The sequence below is a fragment of the Kocuria himachalensis genome, from assembly GCF_054784195.1.
This window is the reverse complement of sequence record NZ_BAAGPL010000002.1, coordinates 70779-86550: the sequence shown is the minus strand read 5'-3', so window position 1 is coordinate 86550 and position 15772 is coordinate 70779. Positions and strand designations below refer to the sequence as shown.

The 15772-nt window shown below is 74.1% G+C and carries 15 protein-coding genes and 1 tRNA gene; 10 read left to right on the top strand and 6 right to left on the bottom strand.

The features are described from left to right. Positions 1–39: 39 nt before the first annotated feature. The 3 genes from ACYVM4_RS01620 to ACYVM4_RS01610 all read right to left on the bottom strand — a co-directional run bounded on the left by ACYVM4_RS01620 (position 40) and on the right by ACYVM4_RS01610 (position 2382). Positions 40–798 (bottom strand): phosphoglyceromutase, encoded by a 759-nt coding sequence (locus ACYVM4_RS01620; RefSeq protein ID WP_368820814.1) that lies wholly within the window; start codon positions 796–798, stop codon positions 40–42. Positions 799–887: 89 nt separating this feature from the next. After that, positions 888–1202, bottom strand: a complete 315-nt coding sequence (locus ACYVM4_RS01615; protein ID WP_368820815.1) for a DUF2516 family protein — start codon at positions 1200–1202, stop codon at positions 888–890. Between the two features lie 10 nt (positions 1203–1212). After that, the gene (locus ACYVM4_RS01610) at positions 1213–2382 is read right to left on the bottom strand and encodes a trans-sulfuration enzyme family protein (RefSeq protein ID WP_460667436.1); all 1170 of its coding nucleotides are present in this window, start codon (positions 2380–2382) and stop codon (positions 1213–1215) included. Between the two features lie 82 nt (positions 2383–2464). On the opposite strand from ACYVM4_RS01610, the gene tmk reads away from it, so the two are divergent. From tmk to ACYVM4_RS01595, 3 genes are read left to right on the top strand one after another with little or no spacing between them, the layout of a single operon-like run. Then, positions 2465–3184: a dTMP kinase gene (gene tmk / locus ACYVM4_RS01605; RefSeq protein WP_368820817.1), complete on the top strand. Its 720-nt coding sequence runs from the start codon at positions 2465–2467 to the stop codon at positions 3182–3184. Beyond that, complete coding sequence (locus tag ACYVM4_RS01600; protein ID WP_460667435.1) at positions 3181–4320, top strand: DNA polymerase III subunit delta'; 1140 nt, start codon at positions 3181–3183, stop codon at positions 4318–4320. The genes tmk and ACYVM4_RS01600 overlap by 4 nt, the downstream gene beginning before the upstream one ends. Before the next feature lie 40 nt (positions 4321–4360). Continuing rightward, positions 4361–5950 carry an alpha/beta hydrolase gene (locus ACYVM4_RS01595; RefSeq protein ID WP_460667434.1) on the top strand — a complete coding sequence of 530 codons (1590 nt, stop codon included), beginning with the start codon at positions 4361–4363 and terminating at the stop codon, positions 5948–5950. 88 nt (positions 5951–6038) lie between these two features. On the opposite strand, the gene ACYVM4_RS01590 is transcribed toward ACYVM4_RS01595, so the two are convergent. Next, complete coding sequence (locus ACYVM4_RS01590) at positions 6039–6758, bottom strand: HAD-IA family hydrolase (protein WP_460667433.1); 720 nt, start codon at positions 6756–6758, stop codon at positions 6039–6041. Between the two features lie 219 nt (positions 6759–6977). On the opposite strand from ACYVM4_RS01590, the gene ACYVM4_RS01585 reads away from it, so the two are divergent. Then, positions 6978–7050: transfer RNA gene (locus ACYVM4_RS01585), tRNA-Thr, on the top strand. A gap of 418 nt (positions 7051–7468) precedes the next feature. Continuing rightward, on the top strand, positions 7469–8140 hold the full coding sequence (locus tag ACYVM4_RS01580) for a hypothetical protein (protein WP_368820821.1): 672 nt from the start codon (positions 7469–7471) through the stop codon (positions 8138–8140). Positions 8141–8898: 758 nt separating this feature from the next. Here the strand turns inward: ACYVM4_RS01580 and ACYVM4_RS01575 are convergent. Then, positions 8899–10716, bottom strand: coding sequence for a sensor histidine kinase (locus ACYVM4_RS01575; protein WP_460667432.1), 1818 nt, complete (start codon positions 10714–10716; stop codon positions 8899–8901). 79 nt (positions 10717–10795) lie between these two features. On the opposite strand from ACYVM4_RS01575, the gene ACYVM4_RS01570 reads away from it, so the two are divergent. From ACYVM4_RS01570 to ACYVM4_RS01550, 5 genes are all read left to right on the top strand, one after another. Then, a complete protein-coding gene (locus ACYVM4_RS01570; RefSeq protein ID WP_368820823.1) occupies positions 10796–11893 on the top strand; it encodes a PP2C family protein-serine/threonine phosphatase in 1098 nt (365 codons plus the stop codon). After that, positions 11890–13845, top strand: a complete 1956-nt coding sequence (locus ACYVM4_RS01565) for a glycosyltransferase family 2 protein (protein ID WP_460667431.1) — start codon at positions 11890–11892, stop codon at positions 13843–13845. Before ACYVM4_RS01570 ends, ACYVM4_RS01565 begins: the two co-directional genes overlap by 4 nt. After that, positions 13829–14161, top strand: a complete 333-nt coding sequence (locus tag ACYVM4_RS01560) for an STAS domain-containing protein (RefSeq protein WP_368820825.1) — start codon at positions 13829–13831, stop codon at positions 14159–14161. Before ACYVM4_RS01565 ends, ACYVM4_RS01560 begins: the two co-directional genes overlap by 17 nt. Further along, the gene (locus ACYVM4_RS01555) at positions 14154–14585 is read left to right on the top strand and encodes an ATP-binding protein (RefSeq protein ID WP_460667430.1); all 432 of its coding nucleotides are present in this window, start codon (positions 14154–14156) and stop codon (positions 14583–14585) included. Before ACYVM4_RS01560 ends, ACYVM4_RS01555 begins: the two co-directional genes overlap by 8 nt. Positions 14586–14804: 219 nt before the next feature. Continuing rightward, a complete protein-coding gene (locus ACYVM4_RS01550) occupies positions 14805–15419 on the top strand; it encodes a glycosyltransferase family 2 protein (RefSeq protein ID WP_460667429.1) in 615 nt (204 codons plus the stop codon). A 25-nt stretch (positions 15420–15444) separates the two neighbouring features. Here the strand turns inward: ACYVM4_RS01550 and ACYVM4_RS01545 are convergent, their stop codons facing one another. Further along, the gene (locus ACYVM4_RS01545) at positions 15445–15765 is read right to left on the bottom strand and encodes a hypothetical protein (RefSeq protein ID WP_368820828.1); all 321 of its coding nucleotides are present in this window, start codon (positions 15763–15765) and stop codon (positions 15445–15447) included. Positions 15766–15772: the final 7 nt, after the last annotated feature.

Sequence of the window (15772 nt, the reverse complement as noted above, 5' to 3'; positions counted from 1 at the left end):
GGACCCGGCCCTTCCTCGTGCCGCAGGAGCCTGCCGGGACTACTTCTTCCCCTGGTTGGCGACCGCCTGGATCGAGCTCGCGGCGGCCTCGGGGTCGAGGTACTCGCCGCCGGCCACGAGCGGGCGCAGGTCCTCGTCGAGCTCGTAGTAGAGCGGGATGCCCGTGGGGATGTTCAGGGCCGCGATGTCCTCGTCGGAGATGCCGTCGAGGTGCTTCACCAGGGCGCGCAGGGAGTTGCCGTGCGCGGCGACGATGACCGTCCGCCCGGCCTGCAGGTCGGGGACGATCTCCTGCTCCCAGTACGGCATGAAGCGGTCGAGGACGTCCTTGAGGCACTCGGTGCGGGGCGCGTCCGCCACGTCCGCGTAGCGGGGGTCCCCGGCCTGGGAGTACCGGTCGGAGTCGTCCAGCTCGGGCGGCGGGACGTCGTAGGAGCGGCGCCAGGTCATGAACTGCTCGTCGCCGTACTCGTCGCGAATCTGGGTCTTGTCCTTGCCCTGCAGCGCGCCGTAGTGGCGCTCGTTGAGCCGCCACGAGCGCTTCACGGGGATCCAGTGCCGGTCCGCCCGGTCCAGCGCGAGGTGGGCGGTGGTGATCGCCCGGCGCAGGAGCGAGGTGTGCAGGACGTCCGGGGCGATCCCCTTCTCGACGAGCAGCTCACCGCCGCGGACGGCTTCCTCCCGCCCCTTCTCGGTCAGGTCCACGTCCACCCACCCGGTGAACAGGTTCTTCTCGTTCCAGTCGGACTGTCCGTGCCGGAGCAGGACGAGCTTGTGCGGTGCTGATTCGGTAGCCATGGGGCCATTCTTCCATCCGGGCGGCGGCCCGGGACAAGCCGGCGTCACGGGCGCCCCGTGTCGCGGGACAGGGGCCGCGCGGCCGCCGGTCACCAGTTGCTGGGGCCCTTGGACTCCAGGCCCACGGCCGGGCGGACGTCGGCGAGGTAGACGCCCACGGCCGTGCCCGCGATGAGCAGGATGAACAGGCTGGGCCGCAGGAGCAGCAGCGTGAAGACCGTGAACGCGAGGGAGCCCCCCGTGAGCGCGAGCCAGAAGCCCTTGGTCCGCTTGAAGGCGCGCTGGAACTGCACCGGCGCCTTGGTCAGGCAGTCCACGAAAGCCCACACGGCCAGTCCGGCGACGACCAGGGCGAGCGCGATGTCGATGAAACGCACGAGATAGAAGACCCAGGGAATGTCCACGCCGCCCAGCCTACCGGTCGATCCCGGACAGGGCGCGGTCGAGGTCCTCCCAGAGGTCCTCGACGTTCTCGATGCCCACCGACAGGCGCAGCAGCGTCTCCGGGACGCTGTGCGGCTCCTCGTGGTGCCGGCGCCGCCGCTCGATCAGCGACTCCACCCCGCCGAGCGAGGTCGCGGGGGTCCACACGCGCAGCGTGTCCACGGCCGCCTCGACGGCGTCGACGTCCCCCGCGGGGACGATCGCCACGATCGCGCCGAAGCCGTCCATCTGCGCCGCGGCGCGCTCGTGCCCGGGGTCCCCGGGCAGGCCCGGGTAGCGGACCTCGAGCACGGCCGGGTGCCGCTGGAGGCGGCGGGCGAGCTCTCCGGCGGTGGCCGCGGAGCGTTCCACCCGCACCGCCAGGGTGCGCATCCCCCGCAGCGCGAGCCACGCCTCGAACGGGCCCGGGATCGCGCCGTGCAGGGAGCGGTGGCCCTTCAGCCGGGCCCGCAGGGCCGGGTCGGAGGTGACGGCGGCCCCCAGGACGACGTCGGAGTGCCCCGCCAGGTACTTGGTCACGGAGTGCACCACGATGTCGGCGCCGTGCACGAGCGGGCGCTGCAGGAGCGGGGTGGCGAACGTGTTGTCCACGCACGTGAGCACGCCGCGCTCGCGGGCCGCGGCGAGCAGCGCGGGGAGGTCGGCGACCTCCAGCATGGGGTTTGTGGGGCTCTCGAGCCAGAGCAGGTCGGCGTCGTCGAGGGCGGCCACGACGTCCTCGGTGTCCGCGACGTCCACGGTCCGCACCGTGAGCATCCCGCGGGACTCGAGGTCCGCGGCCAGGGCCAGGGAGCCCTGGTAGCTGTGCCGGGGCAGCACAACGCGCCCGCCCGCCGGGACGAGCGAGAGCACCGACGCGACGGCGGCCAGCCCCGAGGCGTAGAGCAACCCGGGCAGCTGGGCCTGCTCGAGCCGGCCCAGCACGTCCTCGACGTCCTCCCACGTGGGATTGCTGAAGCGCCCGTAGGTGCGGTCCTCGGCGTCGAGCGCGCCGGAGCCCCGATAGGTGGAGGTCAGGACGATGGACGGGCCGACCGGCGCGTCGTGCTCCGGTGCGGGCCGCCCGCCCGCGACCAGCACGGTGTCCGGGCGGAGGGCGGTGGGGCCGGGGGCGGACGGGATCTCGGAGCGCGCAGTCATGGCCCCAGGCTATCGGCCCGCGGCGTCCCCGGCCCGCGCGCGGTCCGGCGGCGCTGTCCGCGCGGGTGGATAGGCTGGGACCGTGACCTCCCGACCGGACCCCGCCCCGACGCCCGCCTCCGCCGCGGAGTCCTCCCCCGCGCCGTCCGGGCGCGGGCTCTTCGTCGTGTTCGAGGGCGGGGACGGCGCCGGGAAGTCCACGCAGGTCGACCGGCTCGTGGACGCCCTGCGCGCCGAGGGGCACGACACCGTGCGCACCCGGGAGCCCGGCGGGACCCCCCTGGGCGAGAAGGTGCGCGAGCTCGTGCTGGACCCGGCGCACGGGCCCGTCGACGCCCGCGCCGAGGCCCTGCTCTTCGCCGCGGCCCGCGCCGCCCACGTCGCCCAGCTCATCCGCCCCGCGCTCGCCGCCGGGCGGACCGTGGTCTGCGACCGCTTCGCCGACTCGTCCGCCGCCTACCAGGGCGCCGGGCGCGGCCTCGGCGTGGACCGCGTCGCGGAGCTCAACGCGTGGGCCACGGCCGGGCTCGTCCCGGACCTCACCGTGCTCCTCGACGTCCCGGCCGGGACGGGGCGCGCCCGCCGGGAGGCCCGCGACGGCACCGCGGGCGACCGCCTGGAGACCGAGCCCGACGCCTTCCACGACGCCAACCGGGAGGCGTTCCTCGAGCTCGCCGGGCGGGCGCCGGAGCGCTACCTGGTGCTCGACGCCACCCGCCCGGCCTCGGAGATCGCGGCCTCCGTGCGCGCCCGCCTCGCCGGGCTCTCCCGGTGCGCCGCGGCCGCGGAGGTGGGAGCGTGAGCGTGTGGGACCAGCTGCTGGGCCAGGACGCCGTGGTGGCGCAGCTGCGGCGCGCCGCCCAGGAGGACCGCCCCAACCACGCCTGGCTGTTCACCGGGCCGCCCGGTTCGGGGCGCTCCAACGCGGCCCTCGCGTTCGCCGCGGCCCTGCTGTGCGAGCAGGAGGACCCCGCCGAGCGCGGGTGCGGGAAGTGCCACGCGTGCCGCACCGTCCTGGCCAGCTCGCACGCGGACCTCACCCACTTCGTCACGGAGAACCCGCAGATCACCATCGAGGAGGCCCGCGAGCTCGTGGTCCGCGCCCAGGACCGGCCCTCGGTGGGACGCTGGCGCGTCATGGTGGTCGAGGACGCCGACCGCATGGTGGAGCGCACCTCCAACGTGATGCTCAAGGCCGTGGAGGAGCCCCCGCCCAACACCATCTGGCTGCTGTGCGCCCCGAGCCCCATGGACGTGCTCGTGACCATCCGCTCGCGCTGCCGTCCGGCCACGCTGAAAGTGCCCGCCGTGGAGGACGTGGCCGAGCTGCTGATCCGGCGGCACGGGGTGCCCCGGCAGCGCGCGGAGGAGAGCGCCCGGCTGGCCCAGTCCCACGTGGGGATCGCCAAGCGGCTCGCCCTCTACGACGACGCCCGCACCCGGCGCCAGGAGGTCGTCTCCATGCCGCTGAAGCTCTCGGGGGTGCCGGACGCCGTGCGCGCCGCGGACCGGCTGCACAAGATCGCCGTGGAGGAGTCCCAGGCGGACGCCGAGTCCCGCAACGAGGCGGAGCGCAAGCAGCTGCTCGTGGCCCTGGGCGCACCGGAGTCCGGGCGGGTGCCGCCCGCCATCCGCGGCGCCCTCAACCGGCTCGAGGCCGACCAGAAGCGCCGGTCCCGGCGGATCCAGACGGACACCCTCGACCGCTTCCTCATCGACCTCACCACCTTCTACCGCGACGTCCTGACCCTCCAGCTGCGCACGGGCTCCGCCCTGGTCAACGAGCACCTGGCCCAGCAGCTGCAGGACCACGCGTCCAACTCGACCCCCGAGCGGACGCTGCACCGCATCGACGTGATCAGCCGGACCCGGGACCGGATCCGCACCAACGTCAGCGCGCAGCTGGCCTTCGAGGCCATGGCCGTCTCCCTGCTCTGACGCCCGCGACCGCCCGCCCCCCACCCCCTCGAGGAGCCCCATGATCCGCCGTGCCGCCCCCTCGCGCCGCTGTCTCCTGCCGGTCACGGCCGCACTGACCGCCGCCGGCCTGCTCCTGAGCGGATGCTCCTCCCTCGGGGCCGGCGCCACGGGCGAGCCGACCTCCGGAGGCGCCGCCGGCGCCGTCGTCGAGGGCAGCCCCGAGGAGCTCCGGCGCTACTACACGCAGACCGTCGCCTGGGAGGACTGCACGTTCGAGGTGGAGACGAACGGCGCGCAGGACGACCTCCAGTGCGCCGACGTCGAGGTGCCCCTCGACTACGCCGACCCGGACGGGGGGACCACCACGGTGGTGATGTCGCGCCTGCCCGCCCGCGGGGACGCCCGCGGCAGCCTGCTCCTCAACCCCGGCGGGCCCGGCGCCTCCGGGGTGGACGCGATGCTCTACGCGCAGTACACGGTCACCGGCGACGTGCGCGAGGCCTACGACGTGGTGGGCTTCGACCCGCGCGGCGTGAGCCGCTCCGAGGGGATCGAGTGCCTCGACGACGCCGAGCTGGACGCGTGGCGGGCCGAGCCGATGTTCGACCCCCAGGACCAGCCGGTCGAGCAGATCCAGGACGAGTACGAACAGCTCGGCGCGGCGTGCGTGCAGGACTCCGGGGAGCTCGTGTCCCGGATGGACACCGTGAGCGCCGCCCGGGACATGGACGTGCTCCGGGCCGTCCTCGGCGACGAGCGGACGACCTACCTGGGCTTCTCCTACGGCACCCACCTGGGCGCGGTGTACGCCGACCTGTTCCCCGACCGGGTCGGCCGGCTCGTGCTCGACGGCGGCGTGGACCCGACCCTGAGCGACATGGAGGCCACCGCCGACCAGGCGGAGGGCTTCGAGGACAACCTGCGCCACTGGGTGCAGCAGTGCCAGTCCGAGATCCGGGACTGCGTGGTGGCCGACGTCTCCGTGGACGAGGCGATGAACCGGATCCAGGAGCTCGTCGCCTCGGTCGACGAGGGGACCGTGACCGCCGCGGACGGCCGGCGGGTCACCGCCACCAACGCGGTCGAGGGCATCCTGGGCCCGCTCTACGCGACCACCACCTACGAGACGCTCAACGAGTCCCTGGGCGCCGCCTTCGACGGCGACTTCTCCGCGCTGCTCGCCCAGTCGGACGCCACGCACGGGCGCAGCGCCGAGGGCCGGTACACGAGCAACACGACCGTGGCGTTCACGGCCGTCAGCTGCCTCGACCGGCCCGACGGGACGGTCACGGCGGAGCAGATGGCCCGGCACCAGGAGGAGCTCGAGCGGGTCGCGCCGACCTTCGGCCCATACCTCGGCTACGGCGACGCCGCGTGCCAGGGATGGCCCGTCGACCCGGTGGGCCTGCAGGAGCCGCTCGACGCCGCGGGCGCCGATCCCCTCCTCGTGGTGGGCACCACCCACGACCCCGCGACCCCCTACCACTGGTCCGAGGCCCTCGTGGAGCAGCTCGACGACGCCCGCCTGCTCACCTACGACAGCTACGGCCACACCGCCTACACGGCCGGCAACCGCTGCGTGCAGGACGCCGTGGACGCCTACCTGCTCGAGGGCGAGCTCCCCGCGGAGGGCACGACCTGCTCCTGAGCCCGCGCCGCCGAGGCGGCCGAGCCGGTCGGCGCGCGTCGCACTCGCACGCGGTCCGCCGGAGCGCGGAGGCACGGCGCGGTGGGCGTCAGCTCCTCCCGGGCACCGGCGCCCGGACGAGGCCCGGGAGGTCCCGGACCGAGTCGACCACCACGTGGGCGCCGGCCGCGCGCAGGGACGCGGCGTCGTGCGCGCCCGTGCGGACGCCGACGACCGCGGAGGAACCGGCCCGCAGCCCGGCCTGCACGTCCGCCGCGGTGTCCCCCACGACCATGACCCGGCGGACGTCGCCGAGGTCGAGGGCCAGCACGGCGGTCAGCACCATGTCCGGCCAGGGCCGCCCGCGCCCCGCGTCCGAAGGACACAGGCTGAGATCGGCCAGACCCGTCCAGCCGAGCTGCTCGAGGAGCGTGTTCAGGCTGTGCCGGTCGTAGCCGGTGGCCAGGCACACCCGCAGACCCGCCTCGCGCAGCGCCGCGACGGCCTCCTCCGCGCCCTCCACGGGGGTGACCCCCTCCGTAGCCAGCAGTTCGTCGAGATGGTGCTCGAAGTCCCGGACGGCCTGCCGCGCCCGGTCCGGGTCGGTCGCGAACAGCTGCTCGAGCACCCCCGCCTTCGACTGGCCCAGCGTGTCCCGGACGTGCTGGAGCATCCGTCGGAACCGCTCCGAGCCGGGGTCGACGCCGAGACCGGTCACGGTGCGCTCGAAGGCCCGCTCCATGATCCCGTTGTCGTGGAACACGGTCCCGGACATGTCCAGGAAGGCCAGTTCGAGGTCCGGCGCGAGACCGCCGTCCGGTGTGCGCACTGGGCTGCTCCTCTTCCGGGCGGGCCCTGCGGCCGGCCCTGTCGTCGTGTCCGTCCATGCTGCGCACCGGGTCCGCGGGCGGGCCACGCCGGGCGGCCGAAGAGCCGGTGAACTCCCGGGGAACGCCCCACGGCGCCCGGCCGACCCGATTGGGGACGCCCCGGCGCTCTCTGCTACAGTTTCACCTGCACTGAGGCCGTCCTGGACGGCCGTGTGCAGGCCTCCTTAGCTCAGTCGGTAGAGCGTTTCACTCGTAATGAAAAGGTCGTCGGTTCGATTCCGACAGGAGGCTCCGGCAGGAGAAGGCTCCGGACCCGACGGGTCCGGAGCCTTCGTCGTCGCGCCCCGGGCCCCGTCCGCCGCCGGCCCCGGCGGCGGACGGCGCCGACCGGCCGTCACAGTCGCGTCACCCCTGGTCAGAGCGCTGTTTGTCGAGCCGATCCCGCCGTACGCTGAGGCCACTCCGGGCGATCGGCCACCACGGACCACTTTGGCGGTGCACCATGCGACTCCGTTCCCCACAGCGGCTCTGCACGCTCGTCCTCGCCGGAGCGGCTCTGGCGACCTCGGCCTGCGGAACCTCCTCCGATCCTCCCCCGGACGGGCCCGCCCCGACCTCCCCGGAGTCCGCGCCCCCGTCGGGCTCCGGGGCCCCGCCACCCAGCGAGGCCGCCGACCCCCCGGTCTCGCGCATCCTGACCTGGCTACGCATGGGGCCCAACGGGGAGGGCACCCCGCTGTGGTACGACCCCCTGAAGGACGGGGACTGCGGCGACGAGCAGCTGCTCGCGTCCCGGGGCCAGCCCATTCCGCGCGCCGGCGCCCTCCTGTGCGAGGCCGCCACGACCAACGACCCCGAGCTGTGGCGGCAGGGCGAGGAGGCCCTGGCCGCCGCCCCGGCACCCGGCAGCTGCTGGGAGGAGGAGACCGTGGCGGGCCTGCGGAGGCTGGTCGAGTTCCACCGCCGGACACCGGAGGCGGTCCCCGAGCTCGAGGTCCCCGACGGCACGGCGTGCCCCCTCGTCCTGGAGGGCCTCCTCTCGCCCCTGGCTCCCGGGGTGGAGGGTCTGGAGATCCCCGTCTCCACCTGCGGGGGTGCTCCGGTCTTCCTGCAGGGCAATCTCGAGTGGGTGCCGCCCGAGGGCATCCGCGCCGTGTCGGTGGGCGCCACGGCCGTGCCGGTGCAGGAGGGCAACGGCAGCCTGTTCTTCCGCGCTCCGCCGTCCGACGTGGCCGGCCCGGTCCCGGTGTCCGTCACGGACGCGGACTGGCCGGTCGGCGGGCAGGGCTACCTGGTGTACCAGGTGCCGGCGGCCCCCTGTCCCGGCCCTCCGCCGAAGCCCGCCCCGGCACCCGTGCCCACGCCCGCCCCCACGCCGTAGGAGCCACGGTGGCGGAGCCGAAGCCGGCCGGGTCCCCGCTCTGGGGGCGGCTGTTCCAGGCGGTCTCGGAGCTGGGCGTGGGGGTGAGCCTGCTCACGGCGCTGCTCCTGTACTTCGGCTGGGTCCGCGCCGGCGCCCAGGCCCGGGAGATGGGCCTGGACGCGAACCTCTTCGGCTACACCACCCAGGACTACCTGCTGCTGAGCATCGGCTCCCTGTACGTCCAGCTCCTCTGGATCGCCGTGGCCGTCCTCGGCGGGGTGTGGCTGGACCGCAGGATCCGCGAGCGCGTGGAGGCCCGCGTCCGCCGGTCCGGGAGCGCCCCGGTGGCGCGGTGGGCGCGCCGGGGGACGTGGTTCTTCGTCGGGCTGGCCGTCGCGGCGCGGATCCTCGGCGGCGCCGTGCCGGAGCAGGAGGCCTGGGTCGTCCCCTTCGTCATGGCGCTGTGCGTCCTCGGCGCCGCCTGGGCGGCAGGCCTCCGGCGGCGCGTCGTTGCCCTGAGCGAGCCGCTCGCCGCGCCGGACCGGCAACTCCTGAGAGGCTTCGCGCTGATGTCCGTGGTCGCCCTCCTGGTCTTCTGGGGCACGTCGGCGGTGGCCGAGGCCATGGGCCGGGCCATGGCCTACGACCTGGAGGACGAGCTGGAGACGATGCCGCGGACGGTCGTCTACAGCGAGAAGCCACTGCACATCGGCCTCCCCGGGGTCGGCGCGGAGGAACTGGGCCCGCCGGACGACCCGCTCTACCGCTACGACGGGCTACGGCTGCTCACGCTGCGGGGCGGCCGGTACTTTCTCCTGCCCGAGCACTGGACGGTCGCCGGCAGCTCGGTCCTGGTGCTGCCCGACGACAGCTCGGTCCGGCTCGAGTACAGCCGGTGATCCGGCCGGCTCCGCCCCGTCGACGTCGCCCGCACCGGTCGGCCCGTCCGCGGGGAGGACGAGGGTGAAGACCGTCCCCTCCCCCGGCGCGCTGTCGCAGCGGACGGTGCCGCCGTGGCGCTCGACGATCTCGCGCACGACCGCCAGGCCCAGGCCCAGCCCAGGGATCGCGCTCATCCGGGCGTTGCTGCTGCGGAAGAACCGGCCGAACACGTGCTCGGCGTCCTCCGCACGCATCCCCATGCCGCGGTCGGCCACCTGCACCTGCACGGTGGTCCCGGCCGGGGCCACCCGGACCGTCACCGGCCCGCCGTGCGGGGAGTACTTGATGGCGTTCGAGAGCAGGTTGTCGAGCACCTGCCCCAGGCGCACGGGGTCGCAGGGCAGGACCAGGCGGGACGGGGCGTCGACCCGCAGGTCCACCCCCGCCTCCGCGGCCCGGAGCCCGGACGCCGCGACGGACTGCTGGACCACCTGGACGAGGTCGGCCCGCACCGGCTGCAGCTCGAGGACGGGGCCGGCCGTGCGCAGGAGGTCCTCGACCAGGACGAGCAGCTGGTCGGCGTTGCGCTCGACGACCTCCAGCCCGGAGCGGACGTGCCCGGGGAGCTGTTCGTCCATGGCCAGGAGCTCGGTGTAGCCGCGGATGGACGTCAGTGGCGTGCGCAGCTCGTGGGAGACGCCGGCCAGGAAGTCGTCCTTGGCCTGCAGCGCCGCCACCAGCTCGGTCACGTCGTTGAACGACAGGACGGAGCCCTCGGTCCCCCCGTCCTCGTCCCGGAGCACGCGCGCGGACACGGAGAGGACCCGCTGGAGGGGCGGCTCCCCCGCCCAGACCAGGGCGTCGGAGAAGGACTCGCCGCGGATGGCACGGAGGGCGGGACGCCGGTCCACGGGCAGCGGGGTCCCGTCCGCGTCCGCGTAGATCCGCAGGTCCGCCTCCGCGCCGTCCCGCATCCCCTCGGGCAGCGAGAGCTCGTGGATCCGGTGCTGGCGGCGGTTCATGAGGATGTCGTGGCCGTGCTCGTCGATCGCCAGCACGCCCACGTCCACCGTGTCCAGGACGGTGTTCAGCAGCCGTTCCCGCCGCGCGGTCACGCCCAGCAGCCGGCGCAGCTCGGCGTCCTTGGCCTCGAGCTCGGCGTTCTGGCGCTCCATGCTGTTCGACAGCACCTGGACGGTGAGCCCGATGCCCAGCAGCATGACCGGGATCAGCAGCGGGGCCGTCAGCAGCTGCGCGCTCAGCGGCCGGGGCGGGACGAGGAGCGGGACCCACACCATGGCGAGGGTCAGGAGGAACCCCAGCGGTGCGGACGCCCGGGGCAGCCGTCCCGAGCCGGTGAGCCAGATGACGGGGAACGCGGCCATGATGCCCACCCCCGTCACGGTGCTCAACGTGCCCTCCCGCAGCAGGGTGATGGGGACGAAGTCCAGGACCGGGATCGTCAGGAACGCCCCGTAGGGCAGCCGGTCCCACGGCACGAGCACGCACAGGGCCGTCAGGGCGACCGTGAGCGCGAGGGCCAGCTGCACCCGCAGGTCGTCCCGCAGCGGCTCGTGGACGGCCCAGATCCCGGCCACGAGGACGACGGTCGTGACGAACAGCGGCATCTGGCTGAGGAGCACGCGCCGGCGCATCGACAGCTCGTGGAAGCTGATCCGGTCGAGGGAGAGGACGGTGAGCAAGCGGTCCACGGGAGAACTCTTCCGACTGGGTGCGTCACCCTCGGGGGGTCGGGATGACAATTGCAAAGAATAGCGGCTTAATGAGTCCATGACCCCCTCCCCCCAGGGTCGCCGTGCCGTCGTGATCGAAGACCACGACGACATCCGCAACCTCCTCGCCCAGACCATCGGCATGCGCGGCTTCACCGTGACGACCGCCGCGACCGGCCTCGAGGGCATCGAGGCCGTGCGCCGCGACGGCGCCGACCTCATCACCCTGGACCTCAGCCTCCCGGACCTCGACGGGCTGGAGGTCTGCCGGCGGGTGCGGCAGTTCTCCGACGCCTACCTGCTCATGGTCACGGCCCGCCCCGGCGAGATCGACCGGCTGGAGGGCCTCGAGCTCGGGGCGGACGACTACATCAGCAAGCCGTTCAGCCCCCGCGAGCTGCAGGCCCGGATCGAGGCGATGTTCCGCCGGCCGCGCGCCCGGGCGGAGCAGGCCGACGCCGAGGAGCTGCGCCGCGCGGCCGAGGTCCAGCGCAGCCTGCTGCCCGCCGCCGCCCCGTCCGTGCCCGGCTACGACGTGGCCGGTGCGTGCCGGCCCTCCCGCAGCGTGGGCGGGGACTTCTTCGACTGGTACACGACCGGCGGCGGGCTCCAGGTCTCGCTGGCCGACGCCATGGGCAAGGGCATGGGGGCCGCGCTCATCGCCGCCACCGTGCGCGCGGTGCTGCGCTCCGCGGCCGGGCAGCCGGACATGCAGCAGGCCTTCCGCGACACGTGCCGGCACCTCGAGAACGACCTCGCCCACTCGGACTCCTTCGTCACGCTCTTCCACGCCCGCCTGGACACGGCGCGCGGGGTCGTGGAGTACGTCGACGCGGGCCACGGGCTGGGGCTGCACGTGCGCGCGGACGGCATCGACCGGCTGCGCCCGGGCGGTCCCCCGGTGGGGGCGGTGCCCGGGACGGAGTGGGTGCCCGGCCGGATCGTGCTCGCGCCCGGCGACGCGCTCGTCGTCGTCAGCGACGGCCTCCTCGACGCCTACGAGGACGTCGACCACGCCGTGCGGGCGGTCGCGGACGTGGTCTCCCGCCACCACGACGCCCAGTCCGTCTGCACCGCGATCCTCGACCTGGCCGCCGAGGAGACCCGCACCGACGACGTCACCGCCGTGGTCGTCCGCCGCCGGGACGCCCCGTGAACCGGTTCCTCGTCCGGCTCCTGGTCGTCCTGACCCTCCTGCTGGGGGTCAACTACATCGCCTGGCGCTGGCTCGAGTCGCTGAACTGGTCGGCCTGGTGGATCGCCGTGCCCCTCGTGCTCGCCGAGACCTACAGCCTGATCGACGTCTCGCTCTTCGGGCTCACCGTGTGGCGGCTCCGGCGCCGGGGAGAGGCCGGCGCCCCGCCCGCGGGCGCCACGGTGGACGTCTTCATCACCACCTACGACGAGCCCCTGGACCTCGTGATGGGCACCGCCCTGGCCGCGCAGGCGATCCGGCACCCCCACAGCACGTGGATCCTCGACGACGGTGCCCGCCCCGAGCTCGCGGCCCTCGCCGCCGAGCACGGGCTGGGCTACCTGACGCGCAGCGAGGACTGGACCGACCGGCCCCGCCACGCCAAGGCCGGTAACCTCAACAACGCCCTGATGACGACCCAGGGCGAGTTCCTCCTGATCCTCGACGCCGACCAGGTCCCCGACCCGGAGATCCTGGACCGCACCCTGGGCTGGTTCAACGACCGCAAGGTGGCGCTCGTGCAGACGCCGCAGTGGTTCGTCAACGTGCCCAACCTCGATCCGCTCGGCAGCCAGGCCCCCCTGTTCTACGGCCCCATCCAGCAGGGCAAGGACGGCTGGAACGCCGCCTTCTTCTGCGGCTCCAACGCGATCCTGCGCCGCGAGGCGCTCATGCAGCTCGGCCTCTCCGGCTACGTCCAGGAGGTCGAGCAGGACGTGAAGGAGGCCCTCGCCCGCACGCGGGCCGCCCTGCGGAAGGCGCGGCGGGCCCCGGAGGCCGCGAACCCCGTCGTCGCCGGCATGCTCGACGACGTCGAGGCCGCCACCGCGAGGGCCCACGCCGAGCTGAAGGCCGGCGCCCCCCTGACGGAGCTGACCTACCGGCTGCAGCGGGAGGTGGACGCGGCGGCCCGGCGGACGGTCACCCAGGACTTCTCCCAGATCGAGGCGGACCTCGCCTCGATCGCCGCCCTGGAGCTGCCCCCCGAGGACGGCATGGTGTGGCCGGAGGAGCTCGCCTCCGCCGTGGACCGGATGTCCCGCCGCGACCTGTCCCCGCTGGCCGCCGTGCAGCCGGTCCGGGAGGTGCTCGAGGCGGTCTCCGTGGACCGGCCCGGCGAGGCCCAGCCGGTGATGCCCCTGGCGACGATCTCGGTCACCGAGGACATGGCCACGGCCATGCGCCTGCACGGCCTGGGCTGGCGCAGCGTCTACCACCACGAGGTCCTCGCCCACGGCCTGGCGCCCGAGGACCTGAAGACCATGCTCACCCAGCGCCTGCGCTGGGCGCAGGGCACGGTGCAGGTGCTGCTCCGGGAGAACCCGCTGCTGCAGCGCCGGCTCGGGTGGGGCCAGCGGCTCATGTACTTCGCCACGATGTGGAGCTACCTGTCCGGCTTCGCGGCCGTCGTCTACTTCGCCGCGCCCATCGTGTACCTGGTGCTGGGCATCCTCCCGGTCACGAGTCTCAGCTGGGACTTCTTCGTCCGGTTCATCCCCTTCATGGTGGTCAACCAGCTGCTGTTCCTCGTGGTGGGCCGGGGCATCCCCACGTGGCGCGGCCAGCAGTACAGTCTGGCCCTGTTCCCCATCTGGATCCGGGCGTGCACCACGGCCGCCCGCAACGTCTGGTTCGGCCGGCCCCTGGGCTTCGCGGTCACGCCCAAGGTGCGGCAGGACTCCGGTCCGGCATGGCACCTGATCCGCCCGCAGCTGGTGGTGATGGGGCTGCTGGCCGCGGCCCTCGTGGTGGGGACCGTCCGGCTGGCGGTGGGACTGAACGAACCGGTGGGAACCCTGGTCAACGTGGCCTGGGTCGCCTTCGACCTGGTGGTGCTGAGCGTGCTGGTCACCGCCGCGAGATACACGGGCTTCGAGCCCGGGAAGAGGAGTGCCGATGCAGTTCACGATTGAGCAGAAGCCGAGGTTCGCCCACATCACGGGCACCGGACGGCTCAACATGGTGGGAGCGCCCAAGCTCCGGGAGGTCGTGGCGAAGGTCGTCGGCGAGGGCAGCAACCACGTGGTGGTCGACCTCGGCGGCACCGAGTTCATGGACTCCTCCGGCCTGGGCGCCCTGATCGGGTGCCTCAAGCTGGCCCGCCAGGCCGGCGGCGACCTGCGGATCGCGAACGTCAGCCCCCAGGTGCGCATGGTCCTCGAGCTCACCAGCATGCACCGCGTCCTCAACCCCTACGACACCGCCGACGCGGCCTTCGCCGATGACTGAGCCCACGGCCCGACGCTCGCGCCGGGGTCCCGCCACAGCCCTGACGGTGGACGCCCTGCACGAGGACCTGGACGCCCTGTGGGGAGAGGCCGCGTTCGTGCCCGAGGCCGACCGGATGGCCTTCACGCTCGCGGTGGTGGAGGCGGCCGGCAACGTGGTGATCCACGCGGTGCCCGCGGCGGAGGAGCCGATCGAGCTCGCGGTGGACCTGGTCGCGGACCCGCACCGGCTGGAGGCGAGGATCTACGAGATCGGCGCCGCACCGGCGCAGGTGGACCTGGCGCGGACCATGGCACAGGAGCACCGCGAGTCCGGGCGCGGGCTCGCCCTGATCCAGGCGCTGGTGAGCCGGGTGGTGTTCGAGCGGCACGGGGACACCAACCTCTGGAAGCTGTGCCGGGAGTGCGGCCGGGACGAGGCGTAGCGCCCCCGGAGCCCCCCGGATCGCCTGTCCTGCCGGGGCCGACGTCCCCTGATTTGCGGATGTAAACTGTCCGCCGTGGTGCCTAGACTTTGGTCCAGGACAACACGTCAGGGGGCTCACGTTGTCACCGAAAGCACTCGTTCAGGGGCCGGTCGGGCTCCTCGCCGCAGGGGGACGTCAGCGGCGGGGCGCACGCCGAGCACGCCGAGAGAAGTCGTCATGATCGCCGCGATCATTCCCGTCCACGACGAGGCGGCCCGCGTCGAGCACGCGGTCACCTCCCTCCACCGCCAGACCCGTCCGCCGGAGCGCATCCTCGTGATGTCGGACGACTCCACCGACGCCACCGTCGAGGTCGCCCTGGACGCCGGCGCCGAGGTCCTGCTCACCGTCGACAACCGTCACGACCGGGCCGGGGCGCTGAACCAGGCCCTGGACACCGTCCGGATGGAGCCGGACGACCTGGTCCTGGTCCTCGACGCGGGCGTCCGGCTGCCACCGGGCTTCCTGGCCCGAGCCCTGGCCGCCCTGCAGGACCGCAACGTGGGCGCCGTCTCCGCCCGGTCCACCGCCGTCGGCGGCCCGGCGGCGCTGATCCGCTGGCGGGCGCTCGAGGACGTCCGCCGGTCCTTCGGCCGCTACTGCGACGAGGGCCCCGTGACCGGCCAGATGCGCCTCGCCCTGGACCTCGAGGCCGTCGGCTGGCGCCTCTGCCCGCCCCTGGAGGCCGAGGAGGACGCACCCGTCCCGGTCGAGCACGTCACGCCCGCTCCGGTCGCGGTCGTCGCGCCCGTCCCGGTCGACGCCCTGCGGGCGGAGCCGGCGGCCGCGTGATCCGCCGCCCGGCCCGCCGGGACGCTCAGTCGCGGGTGGCACGCCCCACGAGGACGGCCGCCGCGCCCGCGAGGACCGTGGTGGTCAGGCACCCGATCGGCAGCGGCAGGCAGCAGCCGCCCACCGTGACGTTCGTGCCGCGGCGGGTCCGCGTGGAGTAGCCGGGGAAGGGGAGCATCCGGAAGCCGGACCGGCGCCCGTACGTCCCTCCCCGGCGGCCGGGCAGGTCGTAGCCCGGGCCGAAGCGGCCGGGGCCGCCGCGGCCGGGACGGCCGAGGGGTGAGCGGGACCAGCGGGCGTCGAACTCGTCGTCGGCCGCGCGGTAGTCGAATCCGGATGCGTTCATGCCGACC

Coding starts and splice junctions, on each gene's coding strand:
- ACYVM4_RS01550 (WP_460667429.1), top strand. CDS start 14,805: ATGATCGCCGCGATCATTCCCGTCCACGACGAGGCGGCCCGCGTCGAG.
- ACYVM4_RS01570 (WP_368820823.1), top strand. CDS start 10,796: ATGACCCCCTCCCCCCAGGGTCGCCGTGCCGTCGTGATCGAAGACCAC.
- ACYVM4_RS01560 (WP_368820825.1), top strand. CDS start 13,829: ATGCAGTTCACGATTGAGCAGAAGCCGAGGTTCGCCCACATCACGGGC.
- ACYVM4_RS01555 (WP_460667430.1), top strand. CDS start 14,154: ATGACTGAGCCCACGGCCCGACGCTCGCGCCGGGGTCCCGCCACAGCC.
- ACYVM4_RS01620 (WP_368820814.1), bottom strand. CDS start 798: ATGGCTACCGAATCAGCACCGCACAAGCTCGTCCTGCTCCGGCACGGA.
- ACYVM4_RS01545 (WP_368820828.1), bottom strand. CDS start 15,765: ATGAACGCATCCGGATTCGACTACCGCGCGGCCGACGACGAGTTCGAC.
- ACYVM4_RS01595 (WP_460667434.1), top strand. CDS start 4,361: ATGATCCGCCGTGCCGCCCCCTCGCGCCGCTGTCTCCTGCCGGTCACG.
- ACYVM4_RS01610 (WP_460667436.1), bottom strand. CDS start 2,382: ATGACTGCGCGCTCCGAGATCCCGTCCGCCCCCGGCCCCACCGCCCTC.
- ACYVM4_RS01580 (WP_368820821.1), top strand. CDS start 7,469: ATGGGGCCCAACGGGGAGGGCACCCCGCTGTGGTACGACCCCCTGAAG.